The sequence below is a fragment of the Cobetia sp. SIMBA_158 genome (assembly GCF_046566945.1).
GTDB lineage: Bacteria > Pseudomonadota > Gammaproteobacteria > Pseudomonadales > Halomonadaceae > Cobetia > Cobetia amphilecti.
The window spans coordinates 46063-60556 of record NZ_JAWJYL010000005.1; the positions used below are offsets into that span (position 1 = coordinate 46063).

General features: G+C 62.7%; 13 protein-coding genes and 1 other RNA gene. 5 read left to right on the plus strand and 9 right to left on the minus strand.

All coding sequences use genetic code 11. The features are described 5' to 3' along the window. Positions 1-23 precede the first annotated feature (23 nt). Positions 24-1169: a glutamine-hydrolyzing carbamoyl-phosphate synthase small subunit gene (carA, locus tag R2R70_RS09545; protein WP_192839084.1), complete on the minus strand. Its 1146-nt coding sequence runs from the start codon at positions 1167-1169 to the stop codon at positions 24-26. Between the two features lie 601 nt (positions 1170-1770). After that, positions 1771-2577 (minus strand): 4-hydroxy-tetrahydrodipicolinate reductase, encoded by an 807-nt coding sequence (gene dapB / locus R2R70_RS09550; RefSeq protein ID WP_043333367.1) that lies wholly within the window; start codon positions 2575-2577, stop codon positions 1771-1773. 210 nt (positions 2578-2787) lie between these two features. Between dapB and R2R70_RS09555 the strand changes: the two genes are divergently transcribed. Further along, the gene (locus tag R2R70_RS09555) at positions 2788-3816 is read left to right on the plus strand and encodes an esterase-like activity of phytase family protein (RefSeq protein WP_131431138.1); all 1029 of its coding nucleotides are present in this window, start codon (positions 2788-2790) and stop codon (positions 3814-3816) included. Positions 3817-3991: 175 nt separating this feature from the next. Here R2R70_RS09555 and dnaJ read toward each other — a convergent pair whose 3' ends face one another. The 3 genes from dnaJ to grpE all read right to left on the minus strand — a co-directional run bounded on the left by dnaJ (position 3992) and on the right by grpE (position 8062). Continuing rightward, entirely contained in the window at positions 3992-5143 is a 1152-nt protein-coding gene (gene dnaJ / locus R2R70_RS09560) for a molecular chaperone DnaJ (RefSeq protein ID WP_043333362.1), read from the minus strand. Between the two features lie 169 nt (positions 5144-5312). Further along, positions 5313-7235 carry a molecular chaperone DnaK gene (gene dnaK, locus R2R70_RS09565; RefSeq protein WP_043333360.1) on the minus strand — a complete coding sequence of 641 codons (1923 nt, stop codon included), beginning with the start codon at positions 7233-7235 and terminating at the stop codon, positions 5313-5315. 203 nt (positions 7236-7438) lie between these two features. Next, complete coding sequence (grpE, locus tag R2R70_RS09570; protein ID WP_043333357.1) at positions 7439-8062, minus strand: nucleotide exchange factor GrpE; 624 nt, start codon at positions 8060-8062, stop codon at positions 7439-7441. Positions 8063-8438: 376 nt separating this feature from the next. Between grpE and recN the strand changes: the two genes are divergently transcribed. Next, positions 8439-10109, plus strand: a complete 1671-nt coding sequence (gene recN / locus R2R70_RS09575) for a DNA repair protein RecN (protein WP_410977900.1) — start codon at positions 8439-8441, stop codon at positions 10107-10109. Between the two features lie 218 nt (positions 10110-10327). Here recN and fur read toward each other — a convergent pair whose 3' ends face one another. Then, positions 10328-10750 (minus strand): ferric iron uptake transcriptional regulator, encoded by a 423-nt coding sequence (gene fur / locus R2R70_RS09580; RefSeq protein WP_043333352.1) that lies wholly within the window; start codon positions 10748-10750, stop codon positions 10328-10330. Between the two features lie 78 nt (positions 10751-10828). Between fur and R2R70_RS09585 the strand changes: the two genes are divergently transcribed. After that, positions 10829-11257 (plus strand): outer membrane protein assembly factor BamE, encoded by a 429-nt coding sequence (locus tag R2R70_RS09585; RefSeq protein WP_052384519.1) that lies wholly within the window; start codon positions 10829-10831, stop codon positions 11255-11257. A 92-nt stretch (positions 11258-11349) separates the two neighbouring features. Here the strand turns inward: R2R70_RS09585 and R2R70_RS09590 are convergent, their stop codons facing one another. Together R2R70_RS09590 and R2R70_RS09595 are read right to left on the minus strand one after the other, a co-directional pair. Continuing rightward, entirely contained in the window at positions 11350-11661 is a 312-nt protein-coding gene (locus R2R70_RS09590) for an RnfH family protein (protein ID WP_410977901.1), read from the minus strand. 87 nt (positions 11662-11748) lie between these two features. Further along, a complete protein-coding gene (locus R2R70_RS09595; protein ID WP_043333347.1) occupies positions 11749-12186 on the minus strand; it encodes a type II toxin-antitoxin system RatA family toxin in 438 nt (145 codons plus the stop codon). Positions 12187-12348: 162 nt separating this feature from the next. Here R2R70_RS09595 and smpB point away from each other — a divergent pair, with 162 nt between their 5' ends. Then, positions 12349-12825: an SsrA-binding protein SmpB gene (gene smpB, locus R2R70_RS09600; RefSeq protein ID WP_043333345.1), complete on the plus strand. Its 477-nt coding sequence runs from the start codon at positions 12349-12351 to the stop codon at positions 12823-12825. Positions 12826-12960: 135 nt separating this feature from the next. After that, positions 12961-13315, plus strand: a transfer-messenger RNA (tmRNA) gene (gene ssrA, locus R2R70_RS09605). Between the two features lie 214 nt (positions 13316-13529). Here the strand turns inward: ssrA and R2R70_RS09610 are convergent. Next, on the minus strand, positions 13530-14387 hold the full coding sequence (locus R2R70_RS09610; protein WP_410977977.1) for an ABC transporter ATP-binding protein: 858 nt from the start codon (positions 14385-14387) through the stop codon (positions 13530-13532). Between the last annotated feature and the right edge of the window lie 107 nt (positions 14388-14494).

The following is a 14494-nucleotide window of genomic DNA, read 5'->3' on the forward strand; positions in this document are numbered from 1 at the left end:
AGGCCCTCGGGCCTGCGCTCGGCTCAGCGTCGCGCGCGCATCATCTCGATGAAACGATCGAACAGCGGGGCGACGTCCTGCGGGCCGGGACTGGCTTCCGGGTGACCCTGGAAGCTGAAGGCCGGGCGGTCGGTGCGCTCGATGCCCTGCAGGCTACCGTCAAACAGCGACTTGTGGGTCGCGCGCAGGCTGCTCGGCATGCCCGCTTCATCCACTGCGAAGCCATGGTTCTGGCTGGTGATCATCACCACACCGCTGTCGAGGTCCTGCACCGGGTGGTTGGCACCGTGGTGACCGTGGCCCATCTTGACCGTGGTCGCGCCGGAGGCCAGCGCCAGCAGCTGGTGACCCAGGCAGATGCCGAAGACCGGCGTGTCGGTCTCGAGCACTTCACGAATCGCGGTGATGGCGTAGTCGCAGGGCTCGGGGTCGCCCGGGCCGTTGGACAGGAAGACGCCATCCGGGTTGAGCGCCAGCACCTCGGCGGCAGGCGTCTGCGCCGGCACGACGGTCAGGCGGCAACCGCGGGAGGCCAGCATGCGCAGGATGTTGTGCTTGACGCCGTAGTCGTAGGCGACCACGTGGAAGGGACGCTCGGACTCACGGGTATCGGCGTAGCCTTCGCCCAGTGTCCATTCGCCTTCGTGCCACTCGAACTGCTCGCTGCAGGAGGCTTCCTTGGCCAGGTCCATGCCCTTCAGACCCGGGAAGGCGCGTGCCGCTTCCAGCGCGCGCTCGACGGCATCATCACCCTGGGCATCTTCACCGGCGAGGATGGCACCGTTCAGGGAGCCCTTCTCGCGCAGGATGCGCGTCAGGCGACGCGTGTCGATATCAGCGATGCCGACGACATTCTCGTCGCGCAGGTACTGATCGAGGGAGCGAGTGGAACGGAAGTTGCTGGCCAGCAGCGGGAGGTCGCGGATGACCAGGCCGGCGGCTGCGACGCTGTCGGACTCGGTGTCCTCGTCGTTGATGCCGGTATTGCCGATGTGCGGATACGTCAGAGTGACGATCTGTCGGGTGTAGGAGGGATCGGTCAGGATTTCCTGGTAGCCGGTCATGGCAGTGTTGAACACTACCTCGCCGCTGGTCTGCCCATCAGCACCGATGGCGCTGCCGTGAAATACACTGCCGTCTTCCAAGGCCAGTATCGCGGGTTTGATCAACGCAACGTCCTCCCCATAGTGTCCACTTTCCTGCCCGGAATCCGCGGTCGAACACCGGACATGCTGCTTGATTATCGTGCTCGGCATTCGCCGAGCCTGTGTCCCGCTGCCGACTTCTGCCAGGTGCCTGTCACTGGACAGACGCGCGCCAGAAGCGGCAAATTCAGGTTGCAAAAAAGCGGGACGAAACCGAAAAATCAGGTTTCATCCCGCTTGTTATCATTCTTCGGAATGCTGCTGGCCCGAGCGCTGCCAAAACGGCAACCAATAGAGCGGCCAAGAACGTGGCCAAATTGGGTAGAGATTACCGGAATCCTTGAGTGCTGACCACCCCACGCATGCCCCGCCAGCAGGCGACAAGGCCCACGATACGGTCGTTTCGTCGCCGCGGTCAGCTTGACGAAACCCTTGGCCGAGCCGGGACACTGCACAGCGCTTGTAAAGCGAAGCAGTCCAGCGGCGCAAGGCGGCCAGAATGGCTCACGCGTGCGCCGCATCCTGCCCACCGAGACAGCTTTCAAGAAATTCTCCTGAATGTCGCCAGACTGTCATCTCAGTGCCTGGCTCTCCATTCCGCTCACCACTTTGCTCTCTACTTCGCTCACTTGAGCCCCAGCACATCCTGCATGTCATAGCGGCCGACTTCGCGCCCTGACAGCCATTCGGCCGCGCGTGCCGCGCCCTTGGCGAAGGTCATGCGGCTGGACGCCTTGTGGGTGATCTCGATGCGCTCGCCTTCGGTGGCGAACATCACGGTGTGCTCACCGACGATGTCACCGGCACGCACGGTGGCGAAGCCGATTTCCTTGTCGGTACGCGGGCCGCACTGACCTTCACGTGCGAAGACACCATGGGTGGCGAGATCACGTCCGATGGAATGCGCCACGGCTTCGCCCATCGCCAGCGCCGTGCCGGAAGGAGCATCGACCTTGTGGCGGTGGTGCGCCTCGATGATCTCGATGTCATAGCCGGCATCGCCGAGGGCACGCGCGGCGGTCTCCAGCAACTTGAGGGTCAGGTTGACGCCGGAGCTCATGTTGGCCGCGAACACGAAGGGCACGCTGTCACGGTAGCCATCCAGCTGCTCGAGCTGCTCCGGCGTGAAACCGGTCGTGCCGATCACCATACGCTTGCCGTGCTCGGCGCACAGCGCCAGATTGGCCAGCGTCACCTGCGGTGCGGTGAAGTCGATCACCACGTCGAAGTCATCCACCACGGCAGCCAGACTGTCGCTGGCGACCACGCCCAGACGGCCCTGACCGGCCAGCTCACCGATGTCGACGCCCGCCAGGGAGCTGCCGGATTCGACGATGCCCGCCGCCAGCGTCAGACCTTCCACTGCACCGACGGCCTCGACCAACGTGCGTCCCATGCGTCCGGCGACGCCCATGATTGCGATACGGGTCATGCTGACTCCTGCCTGTTGTGGGTCTTGAGGGTGACAGCCCGCGAGCATGCCCCGAGCGTGCCACCTATGCTGTGCCACGAGTATATCAGCCGCCTGCAGCGTTGGCTGACGGCATGTATTTGTGCCGGTTACGCGCTAGAGTAGCCTCGTACCAGGTTGTCTCCTGTTGATCGTCATTTTTCTCATCACCGCTCAGTCTCCGGAGTCAGCATGCCTGCACGCCAATCCCCCGCCTCGCGCCGCTGGCGCATGCTCCAGACCCTCGCTGTCACCACGGCGCTCGCCGGCCTGTTGAGCGCCTGCGGCGTTCACCCGCGCCCCTACACGCTGGCATCGCCGGAACAGAAGAGCGAGTTCCCGGAAATCCAGTGGTGCGGCACGCTCAGGCTGCCGGGCAAATGGCTGGATGACACCCCCGTCGGGGGCCTGTCGGACATCGGCTGGGACCAGGACGAGTCACTGCTGTATGCCGTGTCGGACCGCGGCTGGCTGCATCGCCTGCGGCTCGCCTTCCGTCACGGTGAGCTGGTCGGGGCCAAGGCGCTCAATACCTACACCCTGCGCGACGAGACCGATGTCTCGCTGCGCGGCGCCCTCAGTGATGCCGAGGGCCTGCAGCTGCTGCGCGCGAACAATGACCGCCGCGGCGATTCCCGCCTGGTGATCAGCTTCGAGCAGCAGCCACGCGTCGAGCACTTCCTGCCCAGCGGCCTGGCCGTCAGCGAGCCCTTCACCCCGATGGGCGCGCGTGGCGCGGCGCCCAACAACGGCATGGAAGCCCTGACCCTGCACCCGGAATACGGCATGCTCGCCGGACTGGAAGCCACGCCGGAGGGCATGAGCGACGGCATGACGCGCATCTTCAGCCTCGACGACAAGCACGAGTGGAGCTACCCGCTGGCCAGCGACACCGGCTCGAGCCTGACCGCGATGGAGATGCTGCCCGACGGTGACATGCTGATGCTGGAGCGCGCCTTCTCACCGCCCTTCCCGCTGGTGATCAGTCTGCGCCGCGCGCATCTCGGTGAGCCCGGCACCCAGGCCGAGGTGCGCACCCTGGCACGCCTGTCGAGCGGCGATGGCTGGTCGCTGGACAACTTCGAAGGGCTGACGCACCTGGAAGGCAATCGCTTCCTGATGATCTCGGATGACAACTTCAGCAGCTTCCAGACCACGCTGCTGAGCTGCTTTGCCGTCATCGAACCCGAGGCCTTCACGGCTGAATCAGCGCCGGAATAGCCATGCCCCGGGCTGGGTTACTGGATTGAGTTACCAGAATGAGTCACCGGACTGAATTGCTGGACAGAGCCACCGAGCCTGAAACGCGAGAGCCCCGCACTCGACTTGTCGAGTGCGGGGCTCTCTGGCATGAAGGCCATCCACGGGGCTGGCCCGCGGACGGCAAGGCGAATGCCTAGGGCTTCATGTCTTCGAAGAACTTCTTCACGCCATCGAAGAAGCTGTTCTCCTTCGGTGAATGGCTCTTGCCGGTATCACCGAGGCTCTGCTGGAACTGACGCAACAGCTCCTTCTGCTCTTCATTCAAGCTGACCGGGGTCTCGATGACCACCTTGCACAGCAGGTCCCCGGCGGGGCCGCCGCGCACCGGCTTGACGCCCTTGCCGCGCAGACGGAACAGCTTGCCGGTCTGGGTCTCGGCCGGAATCTTCAGCACGACACGTCCGTCGAGGGTCGGCACATTGAGCTCACCGCCCAGCGCCGCATCGACGAAGCTGATCGGCACTTCACACTGCAGGTGACGACCATCGCGCTTGAAGATCTCGTGCTCGCGCAGGTTGACCTGCACATACAGATCGCCTGACGGCCCGCCGTTGACACCGCCCTCGCCTTCGCCGTTCAGGCGGATGCGGTCGCCGGTGTCGACGCCCGGCGGAATCTTGACCGAGAGGGTCTTGGATTCCTGGACGCGGCCTTCGCCGTGACACTTGCGGCACGGCACGCTGATCTTCTCGCCACGACCGTGGCAGGTCGGACACGCCTGCTCGACCGCGAAGAAGCCCTGCTGCATGCGCACCTTGCCCATGCCATTGCAGGTCGGGCAGGTTTCCTTGCTGGAACCCGGCTCGGCACCATCGCCATCGCAGTGGCCACAGGCGGCCAGACGCGGCACGCGGATATCGACCGTGGTACCGGCAACCGCCGATTCCAGATCGAGATCCAGGTTGTAACGCAGGTCGCTGCCGCGCTGCGGAGCGTTCGGATTGCGACGACCACCGCCGCCACCGAAGATGTCACCGAAGACATCGCCGAACACATCGCCGAAGCCGCCGGCACCACCACCGCCAAAGCCGCCGCCACCGAAGCCACCGCCGCCCTGACCATCGACACCGGCATGACCGAACTGGTCATAGGCGGCGCGCTTGTCAGCATCGGACAGCACTTCGTAGGCTTCAGAGACTTCACGGAACTTCTCGGCCGAAGTTTCATCATCCGGGTTGCGGTCCGGGTGATGCTTCTGGGCCAGGCGTCGGTACGCCTTCTTGATGTCCTTGGTGTCGGCGCCACGCTCGACACCAAGCACTTCGTAATAATCACGCTTGGACATGGATCAGGTCCGCCTGGATTGCTGGCAGCCTGAGGCTGCCGGTCTGTTCTGGAATGCCGGTTGTCACCGGTGGCTCGCGGCTAGCGCAAGGCGCCACCGATGCAAACGACAACGCGGGACACCTTCACAAGGCTCCCGCGCTGTCATCAGACGTCGTTCAAGAAATCCCTCAGGACTTCTTGTCGTCGTTGACTTCCTCGTACTCGGCGTCAACCACGTCGTCGTCCTGCTTCTTGCCAGCCTGACCTTCGGCAGCCTGCTCACCCTGGGCACCCTGCTCGGCGTAGAGCTTCTGCGCCAAGTTGCCGGACGCTTCGGTCAGTGCATCCAGCTTGGCCTGGATCGCATCCTTGTCGTCGCCTTTCAGGGCTTCTTCCAGCTCGGAGATCGCCGTCTCGATGGCTTCCTTCTCGCTGGCTTCGGCCTTGTCACCGGCTTCGGTCAGGGTCTTCTTGGTCGCGTGAATCATGCCGTCGGCCTGATTGCGCAGCTGGACCATTTCCTCGAACTTCTTGTCTTCGTCGGCGTTGGCTTCCGCGTCACGCACCATCTGTTCGATCTCGTCGTCGGACAGGCCGCCGGAAGACTTGATGACGATGGACTGTTCCTTGCCGGTCGCCTTGTCCTTGGCGGACACGTTCAGGATACCGTTGGCATCCAGGTCGAAGGCGACTTCGATCTGCGGCACACCGCGCGGTGCCGGCGGAATGTCGGCCAGGTCGAAGCGACCCAGAGACTTGTTCTGCGCGGCCTGCTTGCGCTCACCCTGCAGGACGTGGATGGTCACCGCGCCCTGGTTGTCGTCAGCGGTGGAGAACACCTGGGACTTCTTGGTCGGGATGGTGGTGTTCTTCTCGATCAGCGGCGTCAGCACGCCACCCATGGTCTCGATACCGAGGGTCAGCGGCGTCACGTCCAGCAGCAGCACGTCCTTGACGTCGCCGCCCAGCACGCCGCCCTGGATACCGGCGCCGACGGCGACCGCTTCATCCGGGTTGACGTCCTTGCGGGCTTCCTTGCCGAAGAACTCGGCCACCTTGGACTGCACCAGCGGCATGCGAGTCTGACCACCGACCAGGATGACGTCGTCGATCTCGGAGGCGGACAGGCCAGCGTCGGACAGCGCGGTCTGGCACGGCTTCAGGGAGCGTGCGACCAGGTCGTCGACCAGAGACTCGAGCTTGGAACGGGTCACCTTGACGTTCAGGTGCTTCGGACCGGTGTTGTCAGCCGTGATGTACGGCAGGTTCACGTCGGTCTGCTGAGCGCTGGACAGCTCGATCTTGGCCTTCTCGGCGGCTTCCTTCAGACGCTGCATGGCGAGGTTGTCGCCGGACAGATCGATACCGCTGTCCGCCTTGAACTGGTCAACCAGGTAGTTGATCAGGTGCATGTCGAAATCTTCACCACCCAGGAAGGTGTCGCCGTTGGTGGCGAGCACTTCGAACTGGGTCTCACCGTCGACGTCGGCGACTTCGATGATGGAGATATCGAAGGTACCGCCGCCCAGGTCGTAGACCGCGATGGTCTTGTCACCACGGGACTTGTCCATGCCGTAGGCGAGGGCTGCGGCAGTCGGCTCGTTGATGATGCGCTTGACGTCGAGACCCGCGATGCGGCCGGCGTCCTTGGTCGCCTGACGCTGGGAATCGTTGAAGTAGGCCGGCACGGTGATGACGGCTTCGGTGACTTCTTCACCGAGGTAGTCTTCCGCGGTCTTCTTCATCTTCTTGAGGATTTCCGCACTGATCTGCGGCGGTGCCATCTTCTTGTCTTTCACCTGCACCCAGGCGTCGCCGTTGTCGGCTTCGACAATCTTGTACGGCACCATCTTGATGTCTTTCTGAACCACATCATCCTTGAACTTGCGACCGATCAGGCGCTTGACCGCGAAGAGAGTGTTCTCCGGGTTGGTCACTGCCTGACGCTTGGCCGACTGGCCGACCAGAATCTCGTTGTCGTCGGTGTAAGCGATGATGGACGGTGTGGTGCGACCGCCTTCAGCGTTTTCGATGACCTTGGTTTTCTCGCCGTCGAGCACTGCCACACAGGAGTTGGTAGTACCCAAGTCAATACCGATGATGCGTCCCATAATCGTATACCTCGAATCTGTTGCTAGCCTGAAAGATAAGTCTGGATGTCGGCACCTTGTGTCGGTGCCTGAACTTGTTTCTCTAGATGGGGTCGCGTGTCAGGGTTTCAAGACCCGGCCGGGCAAATTTTCCCGGGCCGGATCGCCCTGAGCCCCCACAGGGCGCGATCCAACGCCTATCGGGCGTCGGGAGCGCGCAGGCCTCAGGAGGCCTTGCTGACTGCCACCATCGCCGGACGCACCAGGCGGCCATTGAGGGTGTAACCCTTCTGCATCACGTCGATGACGCTGTTCGGCTCCGCGTCCGGGGACGGCACCATGGCGACAGCCTGATGGTATTCCGGATCGAAGGGCTCGCCATGCGGATCCAGCTGCTCGACGCCTGACTTGTTCAGGGCATCCAGCTGCATTTTCAAGGTCATCTCGATGCCTTCGACGTGGGTCTTGGCCGCTTCGTCACCCGACATGGATTCCAGTGCCTTCTCGAGGGAATCCACCACCGGCAGCATTTCCTTGACGAACTTCTCCAGCGCGAACTTGCGCGCCTTCTCGGCGTCCTGCTCGGCACGACGGCGCGCGTTCTGCGCATCGGCAGCCGCACGCAGCGCCTGGTCCTTGGCTTCCTTGACGGCCTGCTCAAGCTCTTCGACCTGGGCGGCCAGCATCTCGGCTTCCGGGTTGTCCACCAGAGAGCCTTCGGCGCCGGTATCGTCGGCATCCAGTACGTTGTCGATCACTTCACCTTCCGGCGTTTCCGGCTGCGGCTCGGCATCGCGAGCGGCACGCTGAAGCTCTTCATCCATCGGGGTCTGCGGGTCCTGAGCCATGCTGATCTCCTGCGGGCCGGCGTCTATGCGCCATTGCCCTGATTCGTGGCCTGCTGAGCTTGTCGCGAAGCATCACGCGCACTGGCTGACAGACAGGCCATGAGTTGCCTTGAGAGGCAGCAAGGCCAGGCCATTGCTGCCGACTGAAAGTGTCAGTGCCTCTATATGGGGACAGCACATCGCTTCTCAAGCCTTGCCGCGGGCTTTTCTCCCCACTGAGTCCGGCATGGATTGAAGGCCACCCGAACGTGCTGTATAAAAAGCCATGTTCACTGTATAAACATACTGTATGGCGACACCGTAGCCCGCCCATCGAGTCCGGGTCCGCTGATGTTCCCCCAGCACGGCGTACGTCAAAGCCCCCTCGGAGGTAGTCATGCTGCTGCAACTCGCCATCCAAGATTTTGCCATCGTCGAAACGCTGGAACTCGATTTCCGCCGCGGCATGACCGCCATCACCGGCGAGACCGGTGCCGGCAAGTCCATCCTGCTCGGCGCCCTCGGCCTGTGTCTGGGCGAGCGCGCCGATGCCGGCAGCGTGCGGCATGGCGCCGACCGCGCCGACCTCATCGCGCGTTTCGATATCAGTGAGCTTGGCGATGCCCGTCAGTGGCTGGATGAGCGCGAACTGGGCAGCGACGACTGCCTGCTGCGTCGCGTCATCACCGCCAGCGGCCGCTCCAAGGCCTGGATCAACGGCACGCCCTGCACCATCGCCGACCTGCGCGAGCTGGGCGAGCACCTGATCGACATCCACTCCCAGCACGCCCATCACTCCCTGCTCAAGGAAGAGACGCATCTGCGTCAGCTCGACGAATATGCGGGCCTGGAGACTCAGGCTGCCCAGTTGCGCGAGGACTTCCGTCACTGGCAGGAGGCGCATCGTCGCCTCAAGCGCATGAGCAATGATGGCGATGAGGTACGTGCGCGTCGCCAGCTGTTGCGCTATCAGGTCGAGGAGCTCGATGAACTGGCGCTGTGCGAAGGGGAGCTGGAAGCCCTGGAACAGGAGCAGGAAACGCTGGCCAATGCCGAGCAGATTCTGGCCGAGGCGCAGTCCGCCGCCGAGTGCTGTGATCACGACGAAGAAGGTGCGTTGCCACGCCTCAACCAGGCCCTGGCGCGCCTGGCGCATCTGCCGGGCAACGAACATGGCTCACTGGCCAGTGCGCTGGGTATGCTCGAGGAAGCGCGCATCCAGATAGAAGAAGCGGCGCGTGAACTGCATCGCTTCGTGGAAGTCACCGAACTCGATCCCGAGCGTCTGGCCTTCGTCGATGAGCGCCTGAGCCGCATTCACCAGATCGCACGCAAGCATCATGTGATGCCGGACGAGCTGCATGGCCTTCATCAGCGCCTGAGCGAAGAACTCGACGGCCTGGGTGGCGATGAGGAGGCCATCGAAGCCTTGCGGGAAGAAGTGGCTCAGCGTCGCGAGGCCTGGAAGGGGCTGGCGAGTGAGGTAAGCGCCAAACGCGCCACTGCCGCCCCGCAACTGGCCAGCGACATCCAAGACCAGCTGGCCTTCCTCGGCATGGGCAAGACCACCTTCGAGGTCGCCATCGAGGCGCGGGAGCGCCCGCAGCCCGAGGGCATGGAACGCATCCACTTCCGCATCAGCGCCAACCCGGGGCAGCCGCCACGTGCGCTGGCCAAGGTCGCCTCCGGCGGCGAGCTCTCGCGTGTGTCACTGGCGATCCAGGTCGTGGCCGCCAGTCGCTCGACCATCCCCAGCCTGGTCTTCGATGAAGTCGATGTCGGCATCTCCGGCGCTACCGCCGAGATCGTCGGCCAGCTGCTGCGTCGCCTGGGCGACAAGGGCCAGGTGCTGACCGTCACTCACCTGCCGCAGGTCGCCGCACAGGCGCATCAGCACCTGCATATAGAGAAGCAGGCCGAGAAGGACACGACCCGCACCCATATGGCGCTGCTGGATGAAAGCGGCCGTGTGCGCGAGCTGGCACGCATGCTGGGCGGCATTCATCTCTCCGAGCAGACCCTCGCCCACGCCCGCGAGATGCTCGGCGCTGCCGACAGCCGCCACTGAGCACTGTCGTCAAAGTCGCCGTCGCCGTCGCCGTCGCCGTTCATGCACTGCCAGCGACGTCCATTCGTCCAATGATGCTCCTCAACAAGACGAACGCCAGAGTCATGGATTGAGGAAACATGAACGCCAGATACACGAACGGCCGCCCCTGAGGGCGGCCGTTCGTGTATCTGGCCGGAGAAGGCTCTCCGGCCACGTCATCCCTGACGCAACCCGCGTCAGCTATCGCTCTTGTCACCCTTGGGGCGCACGTAGAGCACTAGCGCATGCTCGACCAGCTCATAGCCGTGCTCCTCGACGATCTCGCGCTGACGGCGCTCGATCTCGGGATCACAGAACTCTATGATCTCGCCGCTGTCCAGACATACCATGTGGTCATGGTGTTCTTCCTGGGACAGTTCGAAGACGGCGTGACCGCCATCGAAGTTGTGACGCATCACCAGTCCCGCTGTTTCAAACTGGGTGAGCACACGATAAACCGTCGCCAGACCGACATCTTCGCCAGCCTCAAGCAACGCCTTGTACACGTCCTCGGCACTCAGGTGTCGATCCGTCGATTTCTCGAGGATCTGCAGGATCTTGACTCGCGGTAGGGTTACCTTGAGTCCCGCCTTGCGCAGTTCATGGTTCTGATCGGCCATGCTGGGGTACTCTTCGCAGTCGCTTGATGTATCAGGTATGATCGGCCAAGGCAAAACGATAGGGAATCTTCAGGGCAAATGCAAAACTTGATCAAAACAGTCGCCTTTTGCAGCGCCCTGTCGCTGCTCACCGGGTGCAGCTACTTCAGCGTCTACAAGCGCGACCTTCCTCAGGGCAACCTGATCAAGCCGGAAATGGTCGAGCAATTGAAGCCGGGCATGAGCCGCGAACAGGTCATCTACGTGATGGGCTCACCGCTGCTGACCGCCCCCTTCAGTGAGGATAGCTGGGACTACGTCTATCGCCTCAAGAAAGCGGATGGCGAAATCATCAACAAGCGCGTGACGTTGACCTTCGCAGGCGATTCACTCTCCAACATCGACAAGAGCGGCGACATCGACCAGGAAACCGTCATCGTGCCGGACCTGGACATCGACCCTCGCGCGGCACAGCCTAACCGTGCTGAACCCAAGGCAGGCGCAGCCGACCTGCCTGAAGAGCGCTGATCACTGTCCTCTTCACTCAGTGACAAGCCAGAACAACAGCGGGGCACCTTTCAAGGTGCCCCGCTGTTTTTGATTCTCGCCTGTATCTCGTCTTACTGAGCGGCGCGAGCGGCCTTGTCGGCGCGCCGCTTGCGTGCAAGCTTGGGGTCGGTGATCAAGGCGCGATAGACCTCGACTCGATCCCCGGCGTCCAGCACATGCTCATCGGGCTTGCGCAGCGCCTTGCCGAAGATGCCCAGGTCCGCCTCGAGAAACACCTCGGCGGCAATCGTCGGAAAGAGCTGCTCCAGACGTGCCATGCGCACGGCCTCGCGCGCCGTGGTGCCGGGGGCGACCGCCAGCGAGACGATCTTCTGCTTGTCGGGCAGCGCATAGGCCACCTCGACCGTGATTCTGTCTGTCATGTCTGCTCCTTTGCTCTCGCCACCTTTATATACCACCTGTGCGATATATCACCTGCGCAGCGTTCCACCCTGGCCAACGGCCAGGTGTCAGCGCTGGGTGTAGATCTGGTCAGCGCGGCGCGTGAAGGCCTCGACCATCTGAGCGGCGACCTGACTGAACAGCTTGCCGAACGCCATGCCCAGCAGGCGATTGCTGAACTCGAAGTCCATCTCGAGCGAGACCTTGCAGGCATCTTCGCCCAGCGGCGTGAACAGCCAGGTCCCCTGCAGACGCTTGAAGGGGCCATCGACCAGATTCAGCTCTATCCGCTCGGGGGCATACAGGTCATTGCGCGTGACGAAGCTCTGCTGCATGCCTGCCTTGGACAGGGTGAGCCTGCCCTTGAGATGGTCCTCATCACGTTCCAGCAATTCCGCGTTGCTGCAGCCGGACAGGAATTCGGGATAACGCTCGAAATCATTGACCAGATCGAACATTGCCCGGGCCGAATGCCGCACCAGGGCAGACCGGTTGACCGTAGGCATCTAGCTCTCCGCTGACTTGGATACGCAGCATGCGTATCATGAACAATGGGCCGGCGCATGAAGTGCCGTCTGGCCTTGAATGGTAACACGCCTCCCCCCATCCAGAAGGATGTGCCATATCCACACTGGATGACGGCAGGCGCACACGACAAATGAGGCAACATGGGCAAGAAAAAGAAACCCGAACAGGGCGGCAATCTGATCGCCCAGAACAAGAAGGCACGCCACGAGTACCACATCGAGGAAACCTTCGAAGCGGGTCTGGTACTGGCAGGCTGGGAAGTGAAGGCGCTGCGCGCAGGCAAGGGCCAGCTGACCGATACCTATATCGTGATCAAGAATGCCGAAGCCTGGCTGCTGGGCTGCCACATCCATCCGCTGGAAACCGCCAACACCCACGCGGTGGCGGACCCGCAGCGCACGCGCAAGCTGCTGTTGCACAAGAAGCAGATCGCACGCATCTTCTCGCGCACCCAGGACAAGGGCCACACCTGTGTGCCGGTCAAGCTGTATTGGAAGAATGCGATCGTGAAGTGCGAGATCGCGCTGGTGGAAGGCAAGAAGCTGCACGACAAGCGCGCCACCGAGAAAGACCGTGACTGGAACCGTCAGAAGGCCCGTATCCTCCGCGACCGCTGAGGGCAGCGTGAGGCAGCTCACGCCAGCAAGCTACTGTCAGGTCAGAAATTTTCCTGAACGCTTGAACTGGCGTAGCACAGTCCCCACCTGTTATGATGAAGACGTAGCAACGCAGTAAAGTGGTAACACTGTTATGGGGGCGTTCTGGCATTCGACGCTGGTGGCAAACCCTGAGGTGCATGCCGAGATCGTAACGTATCTCGTAAATAAAACGTTGCAAATATATAGTCGCAAACGACGACAACTACGCTCTAGCTGCATAAGCTGCTCATGATACCGTTGCGCCTGTTCAAGGTGGATTGAGAACGAGCCCGTATAAACAGGATCGTCTTGGCCGACGTCTCTAAGGTCGAGATTAAAACTCAGAGAATCGCATTGCTGTAGCCTGTTCATTGGCGGCAGTAGTGTTAAATCAAATAATGAAACTAAGCATGTAGAGCCGAAGGCGGAGTGCCGGCGGACACGGGTTCGACTCCCGTCGCCTCCACCATATCCGTGACAGAAAGGCCTCCCTTCGGGGAGGCCTTTCTGTTTGTGGGCGATCAGTTCTGGCTGGCCTTTTCCGTCAGAGGCAGAGCGCTCTCTCAAGTCGCCCTATCAAGTCACCCTCTTCAGACCTCCCCAAGCCCCTCTATCAGACCTGCACAAGGCTCGGCAGCGGCCACGCAGGCGCCACAGCGCCCGCCATGGCCATTGCCTTGGCCTCAGGTCGCGCTGCCACTCAGGCGCTCGCTGGTGCGGCGTACGCCGATCAGCAGCGGTGTGCCAGTGTCCGGGTCGGGAATCAGGCGGCACTCGACCCCATAAAGCTTGCGCACCAGCTCCGGCGTCACCACCTCGGCGGGCGCGCCTTCCGCGATCACGTGACCTGCGTGCATGGCCACGATGTGGTCGGCATAGCGGCAGGCACTGGCCAGATCATGCACCACCATCACGATGGTCTTGCCCTCTTCATGGGCCAGACGCTGGATCAGCTCGAAGACCTCGATCTGGTGGCCGAGATCCAGCGCCGAGGTCGGCTCATCCAGCAGCAGCAAGGGTGTCTGCTGTGCCAGCGCCATGGCGATCCAGGCACGCTGACGCTGCCCACCGGACATCGAGGCCAGCTCACGGTCCGCCAGGCTCTCGATATCGGCGGCGGCCATCGCCTCGGCTACCAGGCGTTGATCCTCCTCAGACCACTGACTCAGCGCGCCCTGATAGGGCTGACGACCGAAACGCACCAGCTCATGCACCGTCACCCCCTCGGGCGAATGCGTCTCCTGAGGCAGCAGCGCGATGCGCTGGGCCACTTCGCGTCGCTTGTAGGCGTGAATGTCCTTGCCTTCCAGCAGCACCGCGCCTGACTCAGGCAATTGCAGGCGAGCCAGCCCTGCCAGCAGTGTCGACTTGCCACAGCCGTTGGGCCCGACGATCGCCGTCACCTTGCCGTCGGGCAGCCCCAGGGTCAGCGAATCGATCACGGTGACATGGCGCTGGCGCGCGCCGTAGCCCAGCGACAGCTCGTTCGCTCGCAGGGTATCGGTGGTGGCCCCGGCGTGGCGATCGGCCGGGGAATTCATCGCTCGCGGATCAAGCATCGTCTCAGCGCTCATGGCGCACTCTCCTGAAACATCATCGGCCGCTGGAACATGTCGTGCGACGCTGAGCGGCAAGGGCTGGCCCTGGG

What these genes read in the sequence shown, in the direction of transcription:
- grpE (WP_043333357.1), bottom strand. Translation starts at nt 8,062, where the DNA reads ATGGCTCAGGACCCGCAGACCCCGATGGATGAAGAGCTTCAGCGTGCC.
- R2R70_RS09585 (WP_052384519.1), top strand. Translation starts at nt 10,829, where the DNA reads ATGCAAAACTTGATCAAAACAGTCGCCTTTTGCAGCGCCCTGTCGCTG.
- R2R70_RS09590 (WP_410977901.1), bottom strand. Translation starts at nt 11,661, where the DNA reads ATGACAGACAGAATCACGGTCGAGGTGGCCTATGCGCTGCCCGACAAG.
- R2R70_RS09555 (WP_131431138.1), top strand. Translation starts at nt 2,788, where the DNA reads ATGCCTGCACGCCAATCCCCCGCCTCGCGCCGCTGGCGCATGCTCCAG.
- smpB (WP_043333345.1), top strand. Translation starts at nt 12,349, where the DNA reads ATGGGCAAGAAAAAGAAACCCGAACAGGGCGGCAATCTGATCGCCCAG.
- R2R70_RS09610 (WP_410977977.1), bottom strand. Translation starts at nt 14,387, where the DNA reads ATGAATTCCCCGGCCGATCGCCACGCCGGGGCCACCACCGATACCCTG.
- R2R70_RS09595 (WP_043333347.1), bottom strand. Translation starts at nt 12,186, where the DNA reads ATGCCTACGGTCAACCGGTCTGCCCTGGTGCGGCATTCGGCCCGGGCA.
- recN (WP_410977900.1), top strand. Translation starts at nt 8,439, where the DNA reads ATGCTGCTGCAACTCGCCATCCAAGATTTTGCCATCGTCGAAACGCTG.
- dnaK (WP_043333360.1), bottom strand. Translation starts at nt 7,235, where the DNA reads ATGGGACGCATCATCGGTATTGACTTGGGTACTACCAACTCCTGTGTG.
- dapB (WP_043333367.1), bottom strand. Translation starts at nt 2,577, where the DNA reads ATGACCCGTATCGCAATCATGGGCGTCGCCGGACGCATGGGACGCACG.
- fur (WP_043333352.1), bottom strand. Translation starts at nt 10,750, where the DNA reads ATGGCCGATCAGAACCATGAACTGCGCAAGGCGGGACTCAAGGTAACC.
- dnaJ (WP_043333362.1), bottom strand. Translation starts at nt 5,143, where the DNA reads ATGTCCAAGCGTGATTATTACGAAGTGCTTGGTGTCGAGCGTGGCGCC.